Origin of the sequence: Sphingobium fluminis, assembly GCF_037723805.1 — a bacterium.
Lineage (GTDB): Bacteria > Pseudomonadota > Alphaproteobacteria > Sphingomonadales > Sphingomonadaceae > Sphingobium.
Map to the genome: position 1 here is coordinate 269,461 of NZ_JBBJUK010000002.1, position 23,517 is coordinate 292,977.

General features: G+C 63.0%; 20 protein-coding genes and 1 pseudogene. 5 read left to right on the top strand and 16 right to left on the bottom strand.

Annotated elements, in window-relative coordinates:
* Nucleotides 1-107 precede the first annotated feature (107 nt).
* Nucleotides 108-335 carry a hypothetical protein gene (locus WG907_RS07425; protein WP_340232114.1) on the top strand — a complete coding sequence of 76 codons (228 nt, stop codon included), beginning with the start codon at nt 108-110 and terminating at the stop codon, nt 333-335.
* Here the strand turns inward: WG907_RS07425 and WG907_RS07430 are convergent, their stop codons facing one another.
* Nucleotides 336-1,067 (bottom strand): CDP-alcohol phosphatidyltransferase family protein, encoded by a 732-nt coding sequence (locus WG907_RS07430; RefSeq protein ID WP_340232476.1) that lies wholly within the window; start codon nt 1,065-1,067, stop codon nt 336-338.
* A 100-nt stretch (nt 1,068-1,167) separates the two neighbouring features.
* Entirely contained in the window at nt 1,168-1,902 is a 735-nt protein-coding gene (locus WG907_RS07435) for a phosphatidylserine decarboxylase (RefSeq protein ID WP_340232115.1), read from the bottom strand.
* Nucleotides 1,903-2,072: 170 nt separating this feature from the next.
* Between WG907_RS07435 and WG907_RS07440 the strand changes: the two genes are divergently transcribed.
* Both WG907_RS07440 and WG907_RS07445 read left to right on the top strand, forming a co-directional pair.
* Complete coding sequence (locus WG907_RS07440; protein WP_340232116.1) at nt 2,073-3,293, top strand: NADP-dependent isocitrate dehydrogenase; 1,221 nt, start codon at nt 2,073-2,075, stop codon at nt 3,291-3,293.
* 225 nt (nt 3,294-3,518) lie between these two features.
* The gene (locus WG907_RS07445; RefSeq protein ID WP_340232117.1) at nt 3,519-5,132 is read left to right on the top strand and encodes a GNAT family N-acetyltransferase; all 1,614 of its coding nucleotides are present in this window, start codon (nt 3,519-3,521) and stop codon (nt 5,130-5,132) included.
* Nucleotides 5,133-5,335: 203 nt separating this feature from the next.
* On the opposite strand, the gene WG907_RS07450 is transcribed toward WG907_RS07445, so the two are convergent.
* The 4 genes from WG907_RS07450 to glmU all read right to left on the bottom strand — a co-directional run bounded on the left by WG907_RS07450 (nt 5,336) and on the right by glmU (nt 10,470).
* The gene (locus WG907_RS07450; protein ID WP_340232118.1) at nt 5,336-5,884 is read right to left on the bottom strand and encodes a hypothetical protein; all 549 of its coding nucleotides are present in this window, start codon (nt 5,882-5,884) and stop codon (nt 5,336-5,338) included.
* Nucleotides 5,885-6,289: 405 nt separating this feature from the next.
* Nucleotides 6,290-8,113 (bottom strand): glutamine--fructose-6-phosphate transaminase (isomerizing), encoded by a 1,824-nt coding sequence (gene glmS / locus WG907_RS07455; RefSeq protein WP_340232477.1) that lies wholly within the window; start codon nt 8,111-8,113, stop codon nt 6,290-6,292.
* A gap of 126 nt (nt 8,114-8,239) precedes the next feature.
* The gene (locus WG907_RS07460; RefSeq protein ID WP_340232119.1) at nt 8,240-9,103 is read right to left on the bottom strand and encodes a metallophosphoesterase; all 864 of its coding nucleotides are present in this window, start codon (nt 9,101-9,103) and stop codon (nt 8,240-8,242) included.
* On the bottom strand, nt 9,100-10,470 hold the full coding sequence (gene glmU / locus WG907_RS07465) for a bifunctional UDP-N-acetylglucosamine diphosphorylase/glucosamine-1-phosphate N-acetyltransferase GlmU (RefSeq protein ID WP_445326781.1): 1,371 nt from the start codon (nt 10,468-10,470) through the stop codon (nt 9,100-9,102). Before glmU ends, WG907_RS07460 begins: the two co-directional genes overlap by 4 nt.
* Nucleotides 10,471-10,564: 94 nt before the next feature.
* On the opposite strand from glmU, the gene WG907_RS07470 reads away from it, so the two are divergent.
* Together WG907_RS07470 and WG907_RS07475 are read left to right on the top strand one after the other, a co-directional pair.
* Nucleotides 10,565-11,233, top strand: a complete 669-nt coding sequence (locus tag WG907_RS07470; protein WP_340232120.1) for an HAD family hydrolase — start codon at nt 10,565-10,567, stop codon at nt 11,231-11,233.
* A 136-nt stretch (nt 11,234-11,369) separates the two neighbouring features.
* Nucleotides 11,370-12,521, top strand: a complete 1,152-nt coding sequence (locus WG907_RS07475) for a GGDEF domain-containing protein (protein ID WP_340232121.1) — start codon at nt 11,370-11,372, stop codon at nt 12,519-12,521.
* A gap of 36 nt (nt 12,522-12,557) precedes the next feature.
* Here the strand turns inward: WG907_RS07475 and lpdA are convergent, their stop codons facing one another.
* The 10 genes and pseudogenes from lpdA to WG907_RS07525 form a co-directional block, all read right to left on the bottom strand.
* A complete protein-coding gene (gene lpdA, locus WG907_RS07480) occupies nt 12,558-13,973 on the bottom strand; it encodes a dihydrolipoyl dehydrogenase (protein WP_340232122.1) in 1,416 nt (471 codons plus the stop codon).
* A gap of 49 nt (nt 13,974-14,022) precedes the next feature.
* Nucleotides 14,023-14,295: pseudogene (locus WG907_RS07485) on the bottom strand (GIY-YIG nuclease family protein); the annotation flags it as partial.
* 65 nt (nt 14,296-14,360) lie between these two features.
* Complete coding sequence (odhB, locus tag WG907_RS07490; protein ID WP_340232123.1) at nt 14,361-15,602, bottom strand: 2-oxoglutarate dehydrogenase complex dihydrolipoyllysine-residue succinyltransferase; 1,242 nt, start codon at nt 15,600-15,602, stop codon at nt 14,361-14,363.
* Nucleotides 15,603-15,610: 8 nt separating this feature from the next.
* Nucleotides 15,611-18,421, bottom strand: a complete 2,811-nt coding sequence (locus tag WG907_RS07495) for a 2-oxoglutarate dehydrogenase E1 component (RefSeq protein WP_340232124.1) — start codon at nt 18,419-18,421, stop codon at nt 15,611-15,613.
* 88 nt (nt 18,422-18,509) lie between these two features.
* The gene (sucD, locus tag WG907_RS07500) at nt 18,510-19,394 is read right to left on the bottom strand and encodes a succinate--CoA ligase subunit alpha (protein WP_340232125.1); all 885 of its coding nucleotides are present in this window, start codon (nt 19,392-19,394) and stop codon (nt 18,510-18,512) included.
* A complete protein-coding gene (locus tag WG907_RS07505) occupies nt 19,378-19,779 on the bottom strand; it encodes a GIY-YIG nuclease family protein (RefSeq protein ID WP_445326792.1) in 402 nt (133 codons plus the stop codon). The genes sucD and WG907_RS07505 overlap by 17 nt, the downstream gene beginning before the upstream one ends.
* Before the next feature lie 25 nt (nt 19,780-19,804).
* Complete coding sequence (gene mdh, locus WG907_RS07510) at nt 19,805-20,767, bottom strand: malate dehydrogenase (protein ID WP_340232126.1); 963 nt, start codon at nt 20,765-20,767, stop codon at nt 19,805-19,807.
* A gap of 291 nt (nt 20,768-21,058) precedes the next feature.
* Nucleotides 21,059-22,171 carry a cell division protein ZapE gene (gene zapE, locus WG907_RS07515; protein ID WP_340232128.1) on the bottom strand — a complete coding sequence of 371 codons (1,113 nt, stop codon included), beginning with the start codon at nt 22,169-22,171 and terminating at the stop codon, nt 21,059-21,061.
* Nucleotides 22,168-22,551: a PaaI family thioesterase gene (locus WG907_RS07520; RefSeq protein WP_340232129.1), complete on the bottom strand. Its 384-nt coding sequence runs from the start codon at nt 22,549-22,551 to the stop codon at nt 22,168-22,170. Before WG907_RS07520 ends, zapE begins: the two co-directional genes overlap by 4 nt.
* Nucleotides 22,552-22,631: 80 nt before the next feature.
* On the bottom strand, nt 22,632-23,420 hold the full coding sequence (locus tag WG907_RS07525; RefSeq protein ID WP_340232130.1) for a succinate dehydrogenase iron-sulfur subunit: 789 nt from the start codon (nt 23,418-23,420) through the stop codon (nt 22,632-22,634).
* Nucleotides 23,421-23,517 lie beyond the last annotated feature (97 nt).

The following is a 23,517-nucleotide window of genomic DNA, read 5'->3' on the forward strand; positions in this document are numbered from 1 at the left end:
CGTTCCATAGAACATACCATGAACAAATGGAACGAATAGGGTTAATGCCCGTTTATAACTCCATAGTGAGCCAAGCCGTGCAAATGGCAAGATAGAAAGTGGGCAATATGTTCGCCATCATCGCCGCAATCACATTTTCCGGGGCTTTCGTCCTTGCTGTCGGGACGATCGCATGGATGTTCGCCCAATATCATGAGAAGATGGCGGCGGCTTTGCTGTTCCGTCCGATACCCGATGCGCCCCCGGTCTATAATGTGCGGATCAGCCGGCCTCGTGGGGGACGCGCAACACCGGAACGCGTAAGCGTCACCTGTAATGGAGCGCTTGCCGCCTGATCATTCGGGCGTGGCGACGACGGCGTTCGCTTGCCGCCGGACCCGCGCATAGGCGATCATGCCGAACGGCATCAGCGCCAGATAGATCGCGCATATCAGCAGCAATGTGAGCCAGGGATCGGTGATCAGCAGTGCGGCGAGCAAGCCCGCCAGCGCGATCGCTTCCAGCCGGATTCGCTTGCGCAGGCGCAGCGCCGACCAGGTGTAGGTCGCGACGCTGGAGATCATGAGGAACGCGATGAAGGCGGTCCATGGCGCCACGACATACCAGGCGCGGAAGATCGGTTCACCCGTCACCAGCCAGAGATAGATGGGCACGAAGGTCAGGCCTGCGCCTGCCGGAGCCGGGACGCCGGTGAGGAAGCCGGCGGATTTGTGCGGCTGAATGTCCGCGTCGATATTGGCGTTGAAGCGCGCCAGACGCAGCGCGCAGGACAGCGCATGGGCCAGCGCGAAGATCCAGCCGAATTTGGGCATGGCCTGGAGCGACCAGAGATAGAGTATGAGCGCCGGCGCGACCCCGAACGCGATTGAATCGGACAGCGAATCCAGTTCCGCCCCGAACCGGCTCTCGCCGCGCAACAGCCGCGCGATCCGGCCATCCAGCCCGTCGAGCACGCCCGCGATCAGGATCGCCAGGACGGCGCGTTCCCATTCGCCCGAAATGCCATAACGCACGCCGGTCAGCCCAAAGCACATCGCCATGGCGGTGACGGCGTTGGGCGCGACCATGCGCAAGGTGATGCCCCGGCGCAGGCCGCGCGGGATCGGGCGGCGCTGGCGGGTCATGATTCCCCCGGCTCGATCTGCGCCGATATCATCCGAGCGCCGGTCACTGCTGAATACCCGCAACCACGCGCCGGTCGCCCATCTGGCCAAGGATCGTCTCGCCCGCCACGGTGCGCTGGCCGAGCACGACGCGCGGCGAGGTGCCGGCGGGAAGATATATATCGACCCGGCTGCCGAAGCGGATCAGGCCGATGCGCTGGCCGGCGGCGACCATGTCACCGGGCTTGACGAACGGCACGATGCGACGCGCCACCAGCCCGGCGATCTGGGTGAAGCCGATGCGCACGCCGTCATGGCGTTCGACCAGGATGTGCTGGCGCTCATTATCCTCGCTCGCCTTGTCGAGATCGGCGTTGAGGAACTTGCCGGAAATATAGACGACCGCCTTGATCGTCCCGCCGATCGGGGTGCGGTTGATGTGGACGTCGAACACGCTCATGAAGATCGAGACGCGGATCATCGGCGCATCGCCAAGGCCATCGACACCGGCCATCTCGCGCGGCGGCGGCACGCGCTGGATCAGGGTGATGAGGCCGTCCGCCGGCGCGATGATCGCATTATCGTCCTGCGGCACCGCACGCACCGGATCGCGGAAGAAGGTCAGCACCCAGCCGGTGACGATCAGCATCAGCCAGCCGAGCACGCTCCAGCCGAGGAGAAAGAAAACGCCGGTGATCGCGGCGGCGATGAGGCCGAACTTTACGCCTTCGGGATGAACGGACGGGAAGCGCCATTTGATGGTGCCGCCCGCGGCGATCGTGATCTCATTATTTTCCATGGGCACCGTCTTTAGGGAGAGACATGTGCCGTGACAACGATCGATGCCTGCCGGGGGTCCCGCGCGCGCCGCAGAACCAGATATTCCGCTCTTCCATGGTTGAACATTGGCGGCGCTTTGCCTAGGGCAATGCCCATATTTCACCCAAGCGAAGAAAGCGAAGCAGGCGCATGGCGAAGATCAAGGTCAAAAATCCGATCGTGGAGATCGATGGCGACGAAATGACGCGGATCATCTGGCAGTGGATTCGCGAGCGCCTGATTCTTCCCTATCTCGACGTCGACCTTAAATATTATGATCTCTCCGTCGAGAATCGCGATGCGACCGAGGACCAGGTGACGATCGACTGCGCCAATGCGATCAAGCAATATGGCGTCGGCGTGAAGTGCGCGACCATCACCCCTGACGAGGCGCGCGTCGAGGAATTCGGCCTCAAGAAGATGTGGAAGTCGCCCAACGGCACGATCCGCAACATCCTGGGCGGCGTCGTGTTCCGCGAACCCATCGTCATCAAGAACGTGCCCCGCCTCGTGCCCGGCTGGACCGACCCGATCGTCATCGGCCGCCACGCGTTCGGCGACCAGTATAAGGCGACCGATTTCAAAATCCCCGGCGCCGGCAAGCTGACCATGAAATGGACCGGCACGAACGGCGAAGAGCTGGAATATGAAGTGTTCGACTTCCCGGCCGCCGGTGTCGCCATGGGCATGTATAATCTGGACGAATCGATCCGCGATTTCGCCAAGGCGAGCTTCAACTACGGCCTCAACCGTGGCTGGCCGGTCTATCTGTCGACCAAGAACACCATCCTCAAGGCCTATGACGGCCGCTTCAAGGATCTGTTCCAGGAAGTGTTCGACGCCGATTTCGCGGACAAGTTCAAGGCCGCCGGCATCGTCTACGAACATCGTCTGATCGACGACATGGTCGCCTCCGCGCTCAAGTGGAACGGCAATTTCGTATGGGCGTGCAAAAATTATGACGGCGACGTGCAGTCCGACACCGTCGCGCAGGGCTTCGGTTCGCTCGGCCTGATGACGTCCGTGCTGCTGTCGCCCGACGGCAAGACCGTGGAAGCCGAAGCCGCGCATGGCACCGTCACGCGCCACTATCGCATGCACCAGCAGGGCAAGGCGACATCGACCAACCCGGTCGCGTCGATCTTCGCCTGGACGCAGGGCCTCGTCTATCGTGGCCAGTTCGACGGGACGCCCGAAGTCACGAAGTTCGCCGAGACGCTGGAACGCGTCTGCGTCGAGACGGTTGAAAGCGGCGCGATGACCAAGGATCTGGCGTTGCTGATCGGTCCCGATCAGGCATGGATGACGACGGAGCAGTTCTTCGAACAGATCCGCGTCAACCTGGAAACCGAAATGGCCAAGGCGGCGTAAGGAACGCGGAACCTATGGGGCGACCCATGGTTTCAATTCGCTAACGGAATGAGGGCGGTGCCGGTATCCGGCGTCGCCCTTTTCCGTAGCAGAACTCACCGTTCGTCCTGAGTAGCCACTGAGCGTGTCGAAATGGCGTATCGAAGGATATGGTTAGAATAGATGCTTCGATACGGGTCTTCGACTTCGCTCAGCCCCTACTCAGCACGAACGGAGTGTTTTTGAATGACCACGACCGCGAAAAAACGCCTCGAAGTCCGCACCGCCGTGCCGTCCGACGTGCGGGCGGTGCTGCGCCTGATCGCGCGCGTCTATCCCGGCATGCCCAATTATTCGGCGGCGACCATGCGCGGCCAGATCAACAATTTTCCCGACGGCTGTTTCGTGGCGCTCTACGACAATAAGGTCGTCGGCTATTGCGCCACCATGCGGGTCAGCAAGGGCATGGCCTTTGCCTATCATGACTGGGAGGAGATCACCGCCAACGGCTTTGGCACGCGCCACAGCGCGGCGGGCGAGTGGCTCTACGGCTATGAAATGGCGGTCGATCCCAAGCTGCGCGGGCTGCGCATCGGCCAGCGCCTCTATGACGAGCGCAAGGAACTGGCCGAACAGCTCGACCTGCACGGCATCGTCATCGCCGGTCGCATGCCCGGCTATCTGCGCGCCAAGCGCAAGGTCGACGGGCCAAAGGATTATCTCGACAAGGTCGTCCAGGGCAAGATCCGCGATCAGGTCGTCAGCTTCCAGCTCAAAAACCAGTTCGAACCGCTGGGCATCCTCGAAAACTACCTGCCCGAAGACAAGCAGTCGGACGGGCACGCCGCCCATCTGGTCTGGCGCAATCCCTATGTCGATCCCGACGAAGCGCCCGAAATGCGGGTGCCGCGCGGTGTCGAAAGCGTCCGCCTCGCCACCTGCCAGCTTCAGGCGCGCGCGGTCGCGGATTTCGACGCCTTCATCCGCAACATCGAATATTTCGTCGATGTCGCGTCCGATTATCGCTCGGACTTCATCGTTTTCCCCGAACTGTTCACCCTGCCGCTGCTCTCGTTCGAAACGAACAAGCTGACCCCGATCGAGGCGATCGACAAGCTGACCGAATATACGCCGCGCCTGACCAAGGAACTGACGCGGATGGCGCTGGAATATAATATCAACATCATCGGTGGATCGCATCCGACCCGGGCGGAAGATGGCGATACCCAGAATATCGCCTATGTCGCGTTGCGCGACGGCTCGGTCCATACGCAAGAGAAGATCCACCCCACCCCCAACGAAGCCTTTTGGTGGAACATCAAGGGCGGCGATTCGCTCGACGTGATCCAGACCGACTGCGGCCCGATCGGCGTGCTGATCTGCTACGACAGCGAGTTTCCCGAACTTGCGCGCCGGCTGGTGGATCAGGGCGCGCGCATCATCTTCGTGCCCTTCTGCACCGATTCGCGGCTGGGCTATATGCGCGTGCGCTATTGCTCGCAGGCCCGCGCGATCGAGAATCAATGCTATGTCGTGATGTCGGGCAATGTCGGGAACCTGCCCAATGTCGACAATATGGACATTCAATATGCCCAAAGCGCGATCCTGACGCCCTGCGACCTGCCCTTCGCGCGCGACGGCATCGCGGCGGAATCGACCGAGAATGTCGAGACGCTGACGATGGCGGACGTAAACCTCGCCGACCTGAGCTGGGCGCGCGCGGAAGGCACGGTCCGCAACCTGCGCGACCGGCGCTTCGATCTCTATCATATCGAATGGGACAGCAACCCCGACCACGCCCATGCCCCGAGCGGCGGGCCGGTGCCGGCCGGCGGGCATAATTCGCCGGGGGGTGGGTGAGAGGCAGATAAGGGTGGAAGAGGACCGGCGGGTTTCCCACGGAAAATTGGCTAGAGTGAAACTTCAAGCCTCCCTGCGGCATTCGGCGCGGGTCAACGATTCTGATTTCAGATCGTATTCAATATCGATGTAGTTACAAATTCCATCATGCTGGCCCGCGCCAGCTCGCGGACATGCGGGGATATGTAAGAGGCTGGAGCTTGTTATGGTCTGGCACCCGAACAGGCGGCCTTGAACTTAGACCACAAATTCCGGTCGGCGGATGGAGCTATATCTGCATCAACCGGAACATCGTCGAATCGGAAAGCACGGATGCGGACGCGGTTTGCTGTTCGCAGTCGCTCGAATGCCTGCCCGCTCAACTTCGAACTTTGGAACGACGCTAGATATTGGCCGGGGTAATTCCCGACCAAATTCCATGCTTCGTCTTCATCGAATTTTACGAACAGGGATTGGAGATGCAGTGCCTGCCCAAGGTACTCGTGCGATACGAAAGTCGCAAATATTTTAGGCTTTTTTGACGTGGGCTGGTCGCACCGGAAGGTCAGTGCTCCATTGGTTCCATAGATAACGCCGACCGTCAGATTTCGAATGCCTAACATAGGATCTGCTTCGTCCACATAGAACCAATTCCCTTCCGAGAGACGAGAGGCCGGAATTGATACCGATGCAGGTGCCACTGCCGCTAAGGACAATACAGAGATAACCGACCAGTTGATCATATAGCCTCTTATAACATCCTTATCGAGCACCAGATTTCCGTTAGTATCCGCTTCTGAGCGTGGCTCAAAGCCAGTTAATAGATCGATTTTGGCCGCTAGCGGCCATCATTCTGTCCGGCGCGCCGCTTCCAAAATAGGATTTCATCTGATCTATCCTTTCCGGTGAAACAGCACCGCTATTCCCACGGCTTGTGCCTCCCTCTCCGCCGCATCACGCGCCAAGCGCCATGTCAGCGCATACACGCCGCGCCCCAGCCGCATCTGCCGTCGCGCATAGGTGATCCAGCCGAAGCACCCTTGCCGCGTCGGCGTAACCCGCCCGGCGCATCGGTGTCGCTTTACGGGCGCTTCACCGCAACTATTGACCTAAATAGGCCCCACGACACTGTGAACTTCGTCATCGGGATGGCTTCCAACGCCCGGCATAACGCTATTCTATTCCACCGTCACCGACTTCGCCAGATTACGCGGCTGGTCCACGTCCGTCCCCTTGAGCACCGCGACATGATAGGCCAGCAACTGCACCGGCACCGCGTACACCATCGGCGCGATCAGGGGGTGGACCTTGGGCATGGTAATGGTGGCGAGGCAGCCCTCGCCCGCCGCCTGCACGCCGTCATAGTCGGAGATCAGGATCACCTGGCCGCCGCGTGCCTGCACTTCCTGCATATTGCTGACGGTCTTTTCGAACAAAGGCCCGCTCGGCGCGATGACGATCACCGGGACCAGTTCGTCGATCAGCGCGATGGGGCCGTGCTTCATCTCGCCGGCGGCATAGCCTTCGGCATGGATATAGCTGATTTCCTTGAGCTTGAGCGCGCCTTCCAGCGCCAGCGGATAGTCGGTGCCGCGCCCCAGATACAGCACGTCGCGCGCCGGCGCGATATGGTGGGCCATCGCCTCGATCGCTTCGTCATAGGCGAGCGCGCCGTTGATCGCGGCGGGCGCTTCGGCGAGGTGGCGGACGATCTCGCGCTCCGCTTTCGCATCCAGCCTGCCCTTGGCGCGAGCGAGATTGGCGGCGAGCGCGGCCAGAACGGCCAACTGACAGGTGAAGGCCTTGGTCGAGGCGACGCCGATCTCCGGCCCGGCATGGGTGGGGAGCAACAGGTCGGCCTCGCGCGCCATCGAACTGGTCGGCACGTTGACGACGACGGCGATCTTCTGCCCCTGCGCCTTGGCATAGCGCAGCGCGGCCAGCGTATCGGCGGTCTCGCCCGACTGGCTGATGAAGAGGGCGAGGCCGCCCTCCTCCATCACCGGCTCGCGATAGCGGAATTCGGACGCGAAATCGAGATCGACGGGCACGCGGGCGAATTGTTCGAACCAGTAGCGCGCGACCATGCCGGCGTAGAAGCTGGTGCCGCAGGCGACGATGGTGACGCGGCGGATCGCCGACAGGTCGAAATCGGGGATCGGCAGCGACACGCGATCCTCCATCCGCTGCAGATAGGCTTTGAGCGTCTGGGCGACGACGACCGGCTGCTCGTAGATTTCCTTGAGCATGAAATGGCGGAAATTGCCCTTGTCGATCATCGCGCCGGACACGCCGGAGATGGTGACCGGGCGTTCGACGGGGTTGTTGTCCTTGTCGAAAATCTCCGCGCCTTGTTTGGTGATGACGACCCAGTCGCCCTCCTCCAGATAGGCGATGCGCTGGGTCAGCGGCGCGAGCGCCAGCGCGTCGGAACCGAGATAGGTCTCGCCATCGCCATAGCCGACCACCAGCGGCGAGCCGAGCCGCGCGCCGATCAAAAGGTCGGGATGGCTGCGGAACAGGATGGCGAGCGCGAAGGCGCCATGCAGGCGGGGGAGGACGGCGGCGACCGCCTCTTTGGGCGACGCGCCCTGTTCGACCAGTTCGCTCACCAGATGGGCGACGACTTCGGTGTCGGTCTGGCTGTCGAAGGTACGTCCGCGCGCGATCAGCTCGTCGCGCAGCGGCTTGAAATTTTCGATGATGCCATTGTGGACCAGCGCGACTTCGCGCGTCGCATGGGGGTGGGCGTTTGTGGTAGTCGGCGCGCCGTGCGTCGCCCAGCGGGTATGGGCGATGCCGGTCGATCCGGGCAGCGGTTCGTCGCGCAGCTCCGTCACCAGATTGGAAAGCTTGCCCTCCGCCCGGCGGCGCTCGATCGCGCCGTCATGGACCGTGGCGACGCCCGCGCTGTCATAGCCGCGATATTCCAGCCGCTTGAGGCCGTCGACCAGCCGCTCGGCGACATCCTGATTGCCGATGATTCCGATGATTCCGCACATTCTGGACAAGCCCCGTCGCAGCCGATTGTACGCGCCGCCATAGCGCGCAGTTGTGGCCATGCCATTAATGCCGGTCCCGCAACAGGGGCATGGCCGGCGCATGACGAAGATTTCATCGCGCCCGGACTACCGGGGACGGATGGTGACCAGCCAGATGTCGGGCGGGGCCAGCATGCGAAACGGATAGCCGCTGGTGCCGACGCCGCCCGACACGATCATCGTTTTCGCGCCCTCGCGATAGACGCCGCAGGCGTAGCGCACGCCATAGCGCGAGGGGACGTAAACTATGCCCAGAAAGGGGAGCGCGATCTGGCCACAATGGGTGTGGCCGGCCAAGGTCAGCGACGGCTGGTCGGGCAATAGCGGAAAGGGATCGGGGCCGTGGGTGAGGATAACGGGAACCCCGCCTGCCCGCTGCATCGTTGCCAGTGTCGCGGGAATGTTCGGCCTGGCGGTGTAGATATCGCGCAGGCCGCCGACGGCCAGCGGGCCGCGCCGCACCGCCTCATCTTCGAGCAGCGTGATGCCCAGCCGGGCGAACGCCGCACGCCAGCCGGGTCGGGAGAGAGCAACTCGGTTCTTCCTGCTGCGGCTGTCATGATTGCCGAGGACCGCGATGACGCCGAGCGGCGCGCGCAATGCCGCGAAGGGCGCGATACTCTGCGCCGCGTCATAGGTCGCGCCGCCCTTCGCATCGCCGATATAGTCGCCGCCGAGCAGGATGAGGTCCGGCCTCAGGCTGTTCATCAGCGCCACGATCCGCGCCATGCGATCCGGGCTGTTGTCCGGGCCGGACAGATGCGAATCGGTGAGCAGCGCGACGGTGACCGGGCGGCGGGGCGCATCGGCGGGAAAGGGCAAGACAATGTCCATCCGCCGCACGACCGGCATCGCGCGCGCCTTGGACAGGAGCCAAAGCGCAGATCCCCCGGCCACGGTCAGCAGAAGGAGCAGCGCCGTCAGCCAGCGATGACGCCGGAAAAAGCTCATTTGGCGGCTTTACGCGCCTTCATTCTGGCACGGAAGGCGGCGGCCCAGCCGGGTTTCGCCTCATGCGGCGGCCGGACGAGGCACAGGGCGTCGGCCTCCACGTCGCGCGTCACCACGCTGCCAGCGCCGACGATCGCGCCCGCGCCGATGCTGACCGGGGCGACCAGCGCGCTGTTGGAACCTATGAAAGCGCCCTCCCCGATCTGCGTGCGATATTTGAAGAAGCCGTCATAATTGCAGGTGATCGTGCCCGCGCCGATATTCGCGCCCGCGCCCACGCTGGCGTCGCCGATATAGGACAGGTGATTGGCCTTCGCGCCCTCGCCCAGAACCGATTTCTTGATCTCGACGAAATTGCCGACCTTGGCTTTCGCGCCGATCTGCGCGCCGGGGCGCAGCCGGGCATAGGGGCCGATTGCCGCGCCTTCGCCGATGGTCGCGCCTTCCAGATGCGAAAAGGCGTGGATGGTCACATGGTCCGCGACGGTGACGCCCGGCGCGAACACGACATGCGGTTCGATCACGACATCGCGGCCCAGCACCGTATCGTGGCTGAAGAATATGGTTTCCGGCGCGATCAGCGTCGCGCCGTCCTGCATCACCGCCAGCCGCCGCCGCGCCTGCCAGGCTGCCTCCACCCCCGCCAGCTCGACCCGGCTGTTGACGCCGGCGACTTCCCAGGCAGATGCTTCGATCACGGCGCTTTGAGCGCCGGGCAGCATGACGATATCGGGCAGATAATATTCGCCAGCCGCATTGTCGTTGCCGATCCGATCCAGCAGCACGAACAGATCGGTCGAGCGCACCGCCATCAGGCCGGAATTGCACAGGGTGACCGCGCGTTCGGCCTCGCTCGCATCCTTATATTCGACCATCTTGCCGATGACGCCCTGACCGTCGGCGATGATACGGCCATAGGCCGCGGTGTCTTCGGGCCGGAAACCGAGCACGACCGCGCGCGGCTCGTCGCCCCGGCCCAGCCGGTCGAGCATCGCCCGCATCGTCGCAATCGTCACCAGCGGCACGTCGCCATACAGGATCAGCACGTCGCCCGCGAAGCCGGCCAGCGCGTCATGCGCTTGGGCGACCGCATGGCCGGTCCCAAGTTGCCTGTCCTGCACGGCAATGACCGCGCCGGTGCCGGCAACCGCCGCCTCCACCTGATCGCGGCCCGCGCCGACGACGACCACCTGCCGCTCAGGCTCCAGCGCGGCGACGCTCGCCAGCAGATGCAGCAGCATCGGCCGCCCGGCGACCGGGTGCAGCACCTTGTGCAGCGACGATTTCATCCGGGTTCCCTGCCCGGCGGCGAGGATGATGACGGCGAGCGAGCGGTCAGTCGGGCGGCCGGAAGCAGGGCTGGTCACGGGTCGAAATGTCCTTGGACGGGGGCGGCAAATCTCCGCCTGCTGTGCCATGTTTGGCTTGCCTTTGCCACCGCGCAGACGGCATGGGCGGGCGATGACCATCAAGAATTTCGACATTGTCGGTTTCGACCTGGACGGTACGCTGATCGACACCAGCGGCGATCTGGCCGCGGCGGTCAATCATGCCATCGGCACGATCGGCCGCGCCCATTTCCCGGTGAGCGCGATCAAGCCGTTCGTCGGCAAGGGCGCGCGCGTGATGCTCGAACGGGCGCTGGCCGCATCGGGCGGCGGCGACGCGGCGTTGCTCGAACGGCTGCTGCCGATTTTGCTCGATTATTATGAACAGAATCTGGCGATCCATTCGCGGCCTTATCCCGGCCTGATCACGGCGATGGATGCGCTGGCGGCGGCGGGCGTGAAACTCGCCATCTGCACTAACAAGGCGGAACGCTTCACGATTCCGCTGATGCATCAGATCGGCCTGTCGGATCGCTTCGCCAGCATCATCGGCGGCGACACGGTAGGCGTCGCCAAGCCCGATCCCGCGCCGATCCATGAAATGATAGCGCGGGCGGGCGGCGGCCGCGCTATCTTCGTGGGCGATACGATCAACGACATCGCCGGCGCGCGCAATGCGGGCATCCCGTCGATCGCTGTCAGCTTTGGCTTCCTCGATGGACCGGTGGAAGATTTGAACGCCGACGCCGTAATCGGGCATTTCGACGAATTGTCGCCCTTGCTGGAGCGCTGGCCCGGCTAAGCGTGGCGCCGACCGTTTGCTCCACATCGGACCGACATGCGGCTCTTGCCATGCTTTCTTAACCTGGCGCAGGGTAGCGCCAGATCGGTCAGGAGCGACCGTCGCTTCGATTGATATAAGAGACCGGACCGCCGCCGTGGGTCAGAATTTCGCCTTCTTCCTGCCCATCATGATGGCGAGCTTCGGCATTGCGTTCGTGATCGTCTGGGGCTGGGGCGCACGCGGTGCAGGCTACTGGAGCGCGGCCTTTTTCTGCGTGGGTGGCGGCTTCGTCATTCCCGCCGCCGCCCGGGCCCTGCCGATGCCCGGCTGGAGCCTGATTGCCGATCTGCTGTTCGCGAGCGGTTTCCTGCTCTTCAGCCAGGCATTGCTCGATCGCTGGCGGCCCGGCTGGCTGTTGCCGACGCGGGTCGCGATCTGGGCGCTGTCGGGCGCGCTCTGCGGCCTGGGGCTGGTTACCGGCACGCTGCCGCTCGAACTGGTGGCCTCGGATTTCGCCTGTTTCCTGCTGATCGCCATACCGCTGGTCGCGGCCCGACCCGCGACCCGGTCGTGGCCCGACCGGCTGCTGTTCGCGGCGGCGACGTTCGTCGCGCTCGACAATCTGGTTCGCGGAGCCACGGTGCCGCTGACGCTGTCGGCCGACGAAAGGTTTCTGGCGAGCGACTATGCCTTCCTGATGCAGGCCATGGCATGCGTTTTCGGGTTGTTTTTGGCGCTGGCGGCGCTGGCGGCGAGCGTGTCCGACATCCTTGCCCGCTACCGGGACGAGGCCCATCGCGATCCGTTATCTGCCCTGCTCAACCGGCGCGGCTTCGAGGACCGGATCGAGCGGCTCGACCGCCATCCGTGGAGCGGCAGCGTCATCCTGTGCGATATCGATCATTTCAAGGCGGTCAATGACGGCTTTGGCCATGCCGCCGGCGATCGGGTGATCGCAGCGCTGGCAGACATATTGCGCGCCCTCTCGCCTTCAGATGCCGTGGTGGCCCGTTTCGGCGGCGAGGAATTCGTGATGGTCCTGCCGGACAGGGACGCCGCGCGCGCGGCCGGGATCGCCGAAGATGTCCGGCAATGCTTTGCGACGGAGGTTGCCGCGCGAATGGGTATGGACCGGCCGCTGACGGCAAGCTTCGGCCTGTCGGTCCGCAAGGCGGACGATCATTCGATCCACGATGCGATCGCGCGTGCCGATAGCGCACTCTATGACGCCAAGACGCTCGGTCGTAACCGGGTTTGCGTACAGCGAGCGCTGACGACCACGAACAGGGCGGCGCGGCGGGCCTGAGGCTTTAACAGCCGAGCAGACCGCGGCCGCCATCGGTCAGATGTGGATGGGCTTGCCCGTCACCGCCATCGCGGCTTCCTTGATCGCTTCGCTGTGCGTCGGATGAGCGTGGCAGGTGTAGGCGATATCCTCGCTCGACGCGCCGAATTCCATCGCCTGCGCCGCCTGCGCGATCATCGTGCCGGCGACCGACGCGATGATCCATACGCCAAGCACCTTGTCGGTCTCCGCATCGGCGATCACCTTCACGAAGCCATCCGGCTCATGATTGGTCTTGGCGCGGCTGTTGCCGAGCATCGGGAACTTGCCGACCTTGATCGGACCCTTTTCCTTGGCGGCTTCTTCGGTCAGGCCGACGCCGGCGATCTCGGGCGCGGTATAGACGACGCTCGGGATCACGTCATGGTTCACGATGCCGGTCAGGCCAGCGATATTTTCCGCAACCGCAATGCCTTCATCCTCCGCCTTGTGCGCGAGCATGGGGCCGGGGATGACATCACCGATCGCCCAGACGCCGGGCACCTTGGTGGCGAAGTCATGATCGGTCTCGATCTGTCCGCGCTGGTTCAGCTCAAGGCCGATCTTGTCGAGGCCGAGGCCATCGGTGTTGGGGCGACGGCCGATCGACACCAGCACGACATCCGCCTCGATCGTTTCCGCCCCCGATTCAGAATTTGCGCCGCCGGCGGCCGACTCGACCGTCAGGGTCACGCCCTTCTTGCCGGCAACCGCCTTCGTCACCTTGGTGCCGAGCTTAAACTCAATCCCCTGCTTACGGAAGATCTTGTTCGCTTCCTTGCGAACGTCGCCGTCCATGCCGGGCAGGATCTGGTCGAGAAATTCGACGCAGGTGACCTTCGCGCCGACCCGACGCCACACCGAACCCAGTTCGAGACCGATGACGCCGCCACCGATGACGACGAGATGGTCCGGCACTTTCGTCAGCTCTAGCGCGCCGGTCGAATCGACGATCCGCCCGCCTTCATTGTCCACCTCTACGCCGGGCAGCGGGGTGACGGACGATCCGGTAGCGATGATGATGTTCTTGGCGGTGACCGATTTGCCGTCGACCTCGACCGTGTTCGCCCCGGTGAAGCTGGCGCGGCCCTTGAGCCAGTCGATCTTGTTTTTCTTGAACAGATATTCGATGCCGCCGGTCAGGCCGGTCACCGCGTCGATCCGCTGCGCCTGCATGGTTGGCAGGTCGAGGCTCATCTTGTCGATCTTGACGCCCAGCTTGGCGAGCGTGCCGCCAGCGGCCGCCTCAAAAAGCTCGGACGCATGCAGCAGCGCTTTTGACGGAATGCATCCGACATTGAGGCAGGTGCCGCCCAGCGTCGCACGGCTTTCCGCGCAGGCGGTCTTGAGACCCAGCTGCGCCGCGCGGATCGCCGCGACATAACCGCCGGGGCCGGAACCGATCACAAGGACGTCATAGTCGAATTCGGACATCACTCACTCCATTTCCGTGTTCCTGCGCACGCAGGAACCCAGGGCGTCGTCAGAACAGCGTCTCAAACAAATCCCGCCATCGGGGGTTATCACGTTCGATCAGATCGATCTTCCAGGCGCGTTTCCATTTCTTCATTTGCAGTTCGCGCTGCCGCGCTTCCTGCAAATCATCATGTGTCTCAAACCACACCAACATGGTGCAGCCATGATCTTTCGTAAAGCCATCGGCGAGACCATTGCGATGCTGATATGCCCGACCCGCCAGATCGCTTGTCACGCCCAGATAGAGCGTGCCATTGCGCTGGCTGGCCATAAGGTAAACATATCCCGCTTTCGTTACACATCTCCGCCCTGGACTCCTGCTTTCGCAGGAGCACTATGACTGGTTCAAAGGTCGATCAGCAGCCGGGTCGGATCCTCGATCGCATTCTTCACCGCGACCAGGAACGTCACCGCTTCGCGACCGTCGATCATGCGATGGTCGTAGCTGAGCGCCAGATACATCATCGGGCGGACGACGATCTGGCCGTTGACGACGACCGGGCGGTCCTCGATCCGATGCAGGCCGAGTACCGCCGACTGGGGCGGGTTGATGATCGGGGTCGACATCAGCGATCCGAACACGCCGCCATTGGAGATGGTGAAGGTGCCGCCCTTCATATCTTCCATGGTCAACAGGCCGTCCTTGGCCTTCTTGCCATACATGCCGATCGTCTTTTCGATCTCGGCGACGCTCATGCTTTCGGCGTTGCGGATCACTGGCACGACGAGGCCGTTGGGCGCGGAGACCGCGACCGAGATATCGGCGAAATTATTATAGACGATCTCGTCGCCCTCGATCTGCGCATTGACCGCCGGAATGTCCTTGAGCGCCATCGTCACCGCCTTGGTGAAGAAGCCCATGAAGCCAAGCCGCACGCCATGCTTCTTTTCGAACAGGTCCTTATATTTGGCCCGCGCCTCGATAACGGCGCTCATGTCGACATCGTTGAAGGTGGTCAGCAGCGCAGCGGTTTCCTGCGCGCTCTTCAGGCGCTTGGCGACCGTCTGACGCAGACGGGTCATCTTCACCCGCTCCTGCGAGCGACCCGGCCCGGCCGCGGGCACCGCGACGGGCGCGGCGGTGGCCGGCGCCGCGGCGGCCGCCTTGGCGGTGCCGGTCGCAACGGCGGCCTGCACATCATCCTTGGTCAGACGGCCGTCCTTGCCGGTGCCCTTGATCTTGCTCGGGTCGAGCCCATGTTCCAGCACCAGACGGCGCACGGCCGGCGACAGGGTCAGGCTGCCGCCATCTTCCTCGTCCGCGACGGGGGCTGGCGCGGATGCCGTCGGGGCGGGTGCGGCGGCTTCGGCCTTCGCGGCGGGCGCTGGTGCAGCGGCCCCGGCAGAAGCGCCTTCGTTGATCATCGCCAGCAGCGCGCCGACATTCACGGTGTCGCCTTCCTTGGCGATGATGTCGCCCAGCGTTCCGGCGACCGGCGCGGGCACATCGACCGCGACCTTGTCGGTTTCGAGGCTGACGATCGCCTCATCGGCCTTCACCGCCTCGCCGGGCTTCTTGAGCCATTGGCCCACGGTTGCTTCGGTAACGGATTCGCCCAGTGTCGGGACTTTGACTTCGGTAGCCATGAGCTGGTTCAGCCTTTCTTCTGGCGACGGATTTCTTCACGGACGCTGTGACCCAGCGCATCGGCGACGAGTGCGCCCTGTTCGGCGACGTGGCGTTTGGCAAGGCCGGTGGCGGGCGATGCCGACGCCTTGCGGCCCGCGTAACGGGCGCGCATCGGCGCCTTGTCGGCAAGGCCAAGCGCCTCTTCGATATAGGGTTCGACGTGGAACCAGCCGCCATTATTGCGCGGCTCTTCCTGACACCACACCACTTCCTCAAGCTTCGGCATCCGCCGGATGCGGGCGGCAAGCGCATCGGTCGGGAAGGGGTAGAGTTGTTCGATTCGCACGATCTGGATGCCCTGATCGCTGGCCGCGTCCCGCGCCTCGATCAGGTCATAGGCGACCTTGCCGGAACACAGCACCAGCCGCTTCGTGTCCGCATCCGGGGCCGGATTGGTGTCCGACAGGATGCGCATGAAATGGCTGTCGCCCAGAAAGTCCTCGGTCTTGCTGACGGCCAGCTTGTGCCGCAGCAGCGACTTGGGCGTCATCATGATGAGCGGCTTGCGGAACGGACGCAGCATCTGGCGGCGCAGGATGTGGAAATAATTGGCAGGCGTCGTACAGTTGGCGACCTGGATATTCCCTTCAGCGCACAGCTGAAGGAAGCGTTCGAGGCGCGCCGAACTATGTTCCGGCCCCTGCCCTTCATAGCCGTGCGGCAACAGGCATACGAGGCCGTTCGCGCGCAGCCATTTGCTTTCCGACGACGCGATATACTGGTCGAAGATGATCTGCGCGCCATTGGCGAAATCGCCGAACTGGGCTTCCCACAGCACCAGGCTTTTGGGGTCCGCCAGCGCATAGCCATATTCGAAGCCAAGTACGCCATATTCACTCAAGGGGCTGTCCAGCACCTCGAAGCGGCCATGGGGCACGGTGGAAAGCGGGATATATTTATTCTCCGAATCCTGATCGACCCAGACCGAATGGCGTTGGCTGAAAGTACCGCGGCCCGAATCCTGGCCCGACAGCCGCACGCCATAGCCTTCGGACAGCAGTGAGCCGAAGGCCAGCGCCTCGCCGGTCGCCCAGTCGAAATTGACGCCGGTCTTGAACATCTCCGCCTTGGCGTCGAGCACGCGGCGCAACGTCTTGTGGATGTTGACGCCCTCGGGCACCGTGGTCAGCGTTTTGCCCAGGCTGTCGAACAATTTGGCGCTGATCGCGGATTCGACGCTCTGGCGCGTGGTCTCTGCGTCGGCGGGCTTGTGCAGGCCCGACCAGCGGCCGGCGAACCAGTCGGCCTTGTTGGCCTTGTAGCTTTTCGCCGCCTCGAACTCATCCTCCAGATGATTGACGAAGTCGCCGGTCGCCTTGGCGACGAAATCATCGTCCACCACGCCTTGCGCCTTCAGTCGTGCGGAATAGACGTCGCTGACCGGCGGATGCTGGCGGATCTTCGCGTACATCAGCGGCTGGGTGAAGCTGGGCTCGTCGCCTTCATTATGACCGAAGCGGCGATAGCACCACATGTCGATCACGATGTCGCGGTGGAAGGTCTGGCGATATTCGATCGCCAGCTTGCAGGCGAAGGTCACGGCTTCCGGGTCGTCGCCGTTCACATGCAGGATCGGCGCCTGCACGCCCTTGGCGACATCGCTAGGATAAGGCGAGGAGCGCGCGAATTGCGGGCTGGTGGTGAAGCCCACCTGGTTGTTGACGATGAAGTGGATGCAGCCGCCGGTATTATAGCCGCGAATCCCCGAGAAGCCGAGGCATTCCCACACGATCCCCTGCCCGGCGAACGCCGCATCGCCGTGAATCAGGACGGGCAGGACCTGCTCATGCTTCACCAGATCGTCGCGGAACACCTGTTGCGCGCGCACCTTGCCGAGCACAACCGGATCGACGGTTTCGAGATGCGACGGGTTCGGGACGAGGCTCATATGCACCTTGATGCCGTCGAATTCGCGGTCAGTGCTGGTGCCAAGATGATATTTGACGTCGCCCGATCCGCCGACATCTTCGGGGTTGGCGGTGCCACCCGAAAATTCGTGGAAGATGACGCGAAAGCCCTTGGCCATCACATTGGCGAGCACGTTGAGGCGACCGCGATGCGCCATGCCGAACACGATCTCGCGCACATTGAGCGCGCCGCCATATTTGATGATCGCTTCGAGCGCGGGGATCATGGACTCGCCGCCGTCGAGGCCGAAGCGCTTGGTGCCGACATATTTGCGGCCCAAGAATTTTTCGTACTGCTCGGCCTGGATCACCTTGGAAAGGATCGCCTTCTTGCCTTCGGGCGTGAACTGGATTTCCTTGTCCTTGCCCTCCAGCCGGTCCTGCAGGAACACGCGTTCCTCGACATCGGCGATGTGCATATATTCAAGGCCGACATTGCCGCAATAATTGGCCTGGAGGATGGCGACGATCTCGCGCACCGTCGCATAGTCCAGGCCCAGCGTACCGCCCAGGAACACTTTCTTGTCGAGGTTGGTCAGGCCATGATATTCGGGCGTCAGATCGGCAGGCAGCTTGCGCGCGGAGAGACCGAGCGGGTCGAGATTGGCGGCCAGATGCCCGCGCACACGATAGGTGCGGATCAGCAATTGCGCGCGGATGGCGTCTTCGGCCGCCTGTGCGACATCGGCGTCGGAGGCGGGCTTGCCCTGCGCCTTGGCAGCGGCCTTGACCGCAACCTGCATCTGCATGGGATCGAGCGCGCCGGTCAGATCGTCGGTGTCGATCGGCGGCCAGTTGGACTTCGCCCAGCTAGGCCCCTGTTCGGCCTCGCCCGATGGCAGAGGAAAGTCCTGATTCTCGTAACCCATGTCTTTTCGCATCCCATCCGTGCCCCGCGCAGTCCGGGGCGGGAAAAGAGGCGGCCAGGGTGAAGCCCGGCCGCCTTATCGGGGCCTTTTAGCCCTTGAGCACGTCCAGCAGGGTCGTGCCGAGTTCCGACGGGCTGGCGGCGACCTTGATGCCGGCCGCTTCCATCGCCGCGATCTTGCTTTCCGCGTCGCCCTTGCCGCCCGACACGATCGCGCCGGCATGACCCATGCGACGACCCGGAGGCGCCGTGCGACCGGCGATGAAGCCGGCCATGGGCTTCTTGCGGCCCTTCTTGGCCTCGTCGATCAGGAACTGGGCGGCCTGCTCCTCGGCGTCCCCGCCGATTTCGCCGATCATGATGATCGACTGGGTCGCCTCGTCGGCAAGGAACAGTTCGAGCACGTCGATGAAGTTGGTGCCGTTGACCGGATCGCCGCCGATGCCGACGGCCGTGGTCTGGCCAAGGCCCGCGTTGCTGGTCTGGAACACCGCTTCATAGGTCAGCGTGCCCGAGCGCGACACGACGCCGACGCTGCCCTGCTTGAAAATGCTGCCGGGCATGATGCCGATCTTGCATTCATTGGGCGTCAGGACGCCGGGGCAGTTCGGACCGATCAGGCGCGACTTGCTGCCAGACAATGCGCGCTTCACCTTCACCATGTCCAGCACCGGAATGCCTTCGGTGATGCAGACGATCAGTTCGATTTCGGCGTCGATCGCTTCCAGGATCGAATCGGCCGCGAATGGTGGCGGCACATAGATGACCGAAGCGGTCGCACCGGTCGCATGCTTGGCTTCGGCGACGGTGTCGAAATTGGGCAGGCCGATATGGGTCGATCCGCCCTTGCCGGGCGTCACGCCGCCGACCATCTGCGTGCCATAGGCCAGCGCCTGTTCGGTGTGGAAAGTGCCCGTGGCGCCGGTCATCCCCTGAGTGATGACCTTGGTGTTCTTGTTAATGAGGATGCTCATTGACCGCCTCTATCCCTTCAAATTCCACCCCGGCGAAGGCCGGGGCCCAGTTTCGAACCCGATCATGGTCGCGCAATCCGCTCGTAGAGGTCCGCCCATCCGGGGCTTCCTCCCTCAATCTCCCGCAGCTTCCAGGCGCGCTCCATTCCTTCATCTGCCGCTCGCGAAGACGGGCGGCTTCCCAACTGTCATGCACCTCGCACCAGACGAGAAGATGACAGCCATATCGCTTCGTGAACCCTGGAACGACGCTGTTGCGATGTTCCCAGACCCGTTTCGGGAGGTCGATCGCCGAGCCGAGAATATCGTCCCGTTGCGCCGACTTGCCATGATGCAGACGAAAGCCTGGCTTTCCATCACGGGCGTCATCCCGACTGGGCCCCAGCCTGCGCCGGGGTGGTTCATCCTTCTTATTTCAGCGTTTCGTCGATCGCCTTGCAGGCTTCCAGCAGCTCCTTCACAGCGTCGACCGACACCTGAAGATTGCCCTTGGCTTCCTCGTCCAGCTTGATCTCGACGATCTGTTCGACGCCGTCCTTGCCGATGATGACGGGCACGCCGACATAAAGGCCATCGAGGCCATATTTGCCCTCGACATAGGCGGCGCAGGGCAGAAGGCGCTTCTTGTCGTACAGATAGGCTTCGGCCATCGCTATGCCGCTGGTGGCAGGCGCGTAGTAGGCGGATCCGGTCTTGAGCAGGCCGACGATCTCGCCGCCGCCCGAACGGGTGCGCGCGACGATGGCGTCGATGCGCTCCTTGGTGGAACGGCCCTGCTCGATCAGGTCGGGAACGGGGATGCCCGAAACGGTCGAATATTGCACGACCGGGACCATCGTGTCGCCATGGCCGCCCAGCACGAACGTGTTCACGTCCTTGACCGAAACGTCGAATTCCTCGGCGATGAAATGGCTGAAGCGCGCCGAGTCCAGCACGCCGGCCATGCCGACGACCTTGTTGTGCGGGAGGCCCGAAAATTCGCGCAGCGCCCACACCATCGCGTCGAGCGGGTTGGTGATGCAGATGACGAAGGCGTCGGGGGCATTGTTCTTAATGCCCTCTCCAACGGCCTTCATGACCTTGAGGTTGATGCCGAGCAGATCGTCGCGGCTCATGCCGGGCTTGCGGGCAACGCCGGCGGTGACGATGATGACATCCGCGCCGGCAATGTCGGCATAATCGTTGGTGCCGGTGATCTTGCTGTCGAACCCTTCGACCGGGCCGCATTGCGACAGGTCGAGCGCCTTGCCCTGGGGAACGCCTTCCACGACATCGAACAGCACGATATCGCCGAGGCCCTTCAGCGCCGCGAGATGCGCGAGCGTGCCGCCGATATTACCAGCGCCGATGAGCGCGATCTTCTTACGGGCCATATGCAGTCATCCTCCAGGCGGATTTTGGAATTGCCCGACCGCTTAGGCCGATATGGAAAAGGTTTCAACCGCCCAAAACGCCTCTTCGCCAATTATCTTTGCACATCATTCGCAATTGCATTAATGATCGAATCAGCCCTGTCGCCATGCGCCCTTACCCTGACGCATCGCTTCCCGCAGCGGCACCCTGCCGGATGCTTTCACCATAAGGGTGAAAGCATCCGGGCTATTTCGCGCATAATATCGTGAAAATGACGGCAGTCATGTCCCGTCTTACATCATTTCGGTCCACTATTTGGGACCATGTCCCAGCACCAGATAGGCGTCCGACTGCATTTCCATCAGACGTGAGACCGTGCGCTCAAATTCGAACGCGCCATCGCCGGTGGGATAAAGACGCGCTGGGTCGGCGTCGGCCGAAGCCAGCAGCTTGACCTTATATTCGTAGAGCGCGTCGATGAGCGTCACGAAGCGTGCCGCCTCGTTGCGCTTTTCCGGCCCCAGCACCGGTATGCCGACCAGGATGATGGTATGAAACCGCCTCGCGATCGCCAGATAATCTGGGGCGCCCCGCGCCTCGGCGCACAGCCGCTTGAAGGAGAATACCGCAACGCCCTTGAGGCTCTTGGGCACATGCAGGCTGCGCCCGCCCTGCACCGGAATATCCTCCGCCGGCACTTTCGCGCGATCTTCGACCGCATGGTCGGTGAGGCGGAAAAAGGCCGCGCTGAGCGCCGCCGTGGCGACCGGCCCATTGGGGGCATGCCACAGAGCGGCGTCGCCGAGCCGGTCGCGCCTGTAATCGATCGGCCCGTCCAGTGTCATCACGTCGAGCTTGACCTTGATCAGTTCGATGAAGGGCAGGAAAAGCTGGCGGTTGAGGCCGTTTTTATAGAGTTCGTCCGGCGCGCGGTTCGACGTGGTCACGATCGTCACGCGCCGCTCCAGCAACCCGGTGAAGAGACGCGACATGATCGCGGCATCCGCCATATTATTGACGACCATCTCGTCGAAACAGAAGAGCCGGGCCTCGTCGGCCAGCGAATCGACCACCGGCGGGATGGGATCGCCGGTTTCCGATTTTCGCGCTTCGGCCAGCCGGGCGTGCACGTCGAGCATGAATTCGTGGAAGTGCGCGCGCTTTTTGCGCGCAATCTGAACCGAGTCGAAGAAGAGGTCCATCAGCATCGATTTGCCGCGGCCGACCCCGCCCCACATATAAAGGCCCCTCGGCGCGTCGGGCACCTTGCGCAACAATTTCCACAGGGTCGAGCCGCGCGCTGGCACCGCTTCCAATTCGCGTTGCAACAAATCTAATCGCGCCGCCCCTGCTTCCTGATCGGGGTCAGCCCTCAATTCGCCCGCCGCCACCAGCGCACGATAGCGGTCGATCACATGGCTCATCGCGCGCGAGACGGTTTGCGCAACGTACCGGCGGCCGCCGCGACGGGCCGGCCCGCCTGGACCAGCGTCATGCGCATGAACAGCAGCCGCCCGGTTTCGGCGATCAGTTCGACCTCCGCCCGCAGCGGCTCGCCGAAGCTGCCGGCCGCCATATATTGGATCGAAAGATCGACCGTGACGGAATCCGTCATCGCTTCGTGGCCCATCGCCACCAGCCCTGAAAAAAGGGCGTGATCGGCAAAGCCCGCGATGAAACCGCCATGCAGCGCGCCCGCACGGTTACGATGTTCGGGTCGCGGCTCCAGTTCCACGATTGCCCGCCTTTCGCCATCGGGCCGCGAATAGACTGGCCCCAGCAGCGCAAGGAAGGTGTCCGCCACGGGTTCGACCCATATCAGCCACCCGGCACGCGGCCCCTTTGTGACGCGTTCCGCCCTTGCTTTCTCGCGCTCCACCGGTGTCAGAGCTGCCGCTCTACCATCATCTTCTTGGTCTCGGCGATCGCCTTGGCGGGCGAAAGTCCCTTGGGGCATACATTGGCGCAGTTCATGATGGTGTGACAGCGATAGAGACGGAACGGATCTTCCAGCTCGTCAAGGCGCTCGCCGGTATATTCATCGCGGCTGTCCGCCAGCCAGCGATAGGCCTGGAGCAGGATCGCCGGCCCCAGGAATTTGTCCGAGTTCCACCAGTAGGATGGGCAACTGGTCGAGCAGCAGGCGCACAGGATGCACTCATAAAGGCCGTCGAGTTTTTCGCGTTCGGCGGGCGATTGCAACCGCTCCTTGCCCGACGGCGGCGGCGATACGGTCTTCAGCCAGGGCTGGATCGAATTATATTGCGCATAGAAATGGGTGAAGTCGGGCACCAGATCCTTGATCACGTCCATATGCGGCAGCGGCGTGATGCGGACATCCTTGCCCGAACATTCCTCGATCGCGGTGGTGCAGGCCAAGCCGTTGCGGCCGTTCATGTTCATCGAGCAGGAACCGCAAATCCCCTCCCGGCAGGAACGGCGGAAGGTCAGCGTCGGATCATATTCATTCTTTATCTTGATCAACGCGTCCAGAACCATCGGGCCGCAGCTGTCGAGGTCGATCTCGTACGAATCGTAACGCGGGTTCTGCCCGGAATCCGGATCGTAGCGATAGACCTTGAAATTGCGCACGCGCGTCGCGCCCGAGGGCGCGGGGTGGTTGACGCCCTTACCGGTGATCTTGCTGTTCTTGGGCAGAGAAAATTCGGCCATCTTGTCGCTTCCCTCGTCTGATAGGCGCGCGATAGCCAAAGGAAGCCCTCACGAAAAGACCAATATGTCACCTTTTTCATGATTCCTCGCTGCGTCG

Excerpts from the sequence above, each read along its gene's own strand:
- WG907_RS07425 (WP_340232114.1), top strand. The coding sequence starts at position 108 with ATGTTCGCCATCATCGCCGCAATCACATTTTCCGGGGCTTTCGTCCTT.
- WG907_RS07430 (WP_340232476.1), bottom strand. The coding sequence starts at position 1,067 with ATGGTCGCGCCCAACGCCGTCACCGCCATGGCGATGTGCTTTGGGCTG.
- WG907_RS07435 (WP_340232115.1), bottom strand. The coding sequence starts at position 1,902 with ATGGAAAATAATGAGATCACGATCGCCGCGGGCGGCACCATCAAATGG.
- WG907_RS07440 (WP_340232116.1), top strand. The coding sequence starts at position 2,073 with ATGGCGAAGATCAAGGTCAAAAATCCGATCGTGGAGATCGATGGCGAC.
- WG907_RS07445 (WP_340232117.1), top strand. The coding sequence starts at position 3,519 with ATGACCACGACCGCGAAAAAACGCCTCGAAGTCCGCACCGCCGTGCCG.
- glmS (WP_340232477.1), bottom strand. The coding sequence starts at position 8,113 with ATGTGCGGAATCATCGGAATCATCGGCAATCAGGATGTCGCCGAGCGG.
- WG907_RS07460 (WP_340232119.1), bottom strand. The coding sequence starts at position 9,103 with ATGAGCTTTTTCCGGCGTCATCGCTGGCTGACGGCGCTGCTCCTTCTG.
- WG907_RS07470 (WP_340232120.1), top strand. The coding sequence starts at position 10,565 with ATGACCATCAAGAATTTCGACATTGTCGGTTTCGACCTGGACGGTACG.
- lpdA (WP_340232122.1), bottom strand. The coding sequence starts at position 13,973 with ATGTCCGAATTCGACTATGACGTCCTTGTGATCGGTTCCGGCCCCGGC.
- odhB (WP_340232123.1), bottom strand. The coding sequence starts at position 15,602 with ATGGCTACCGAAGTCAAAGTCCCGACACTGGGCGAATCCGTTACCGAA.
- WG907_RS07495 (WP_340232124.1), bottom strand. The coding sequence starts at position 18,421 with ATGGGTTACGAGAATCAGGACTTTCCTCTGCCATCGGGCGAGGCCGAA.
- sucD (WP_340232125.1), bottom strand. The coding sequence starts at position 19,394 with ATGAGCATCCTCATTAACAAGAACACCAAGGTCATCACTCAGGGGATG.
- mdh (WP_340232126.1), bottom strand. The coding sequence starts at position 20,767 with ATGGCCCGTAAGAAGATCGCGCTCATCGGCGCTGGTAATATCGGCGGC.
- zapE (WP_340232128.1), bottom strand. The coding sequence starts at position 22,171 with ATGAGCCATGTGATCGACCGCTATCGTGCGCTGGTGGCGGCGGGCGAA.
- WG907_RS07525 (WP_340232130.1), bottom strand. The coding sequence starts at position 23,420 with ATGGCCGAATTTTCTCTGCCCAAGAACAGCAAGATCACCGGTAAGGGC.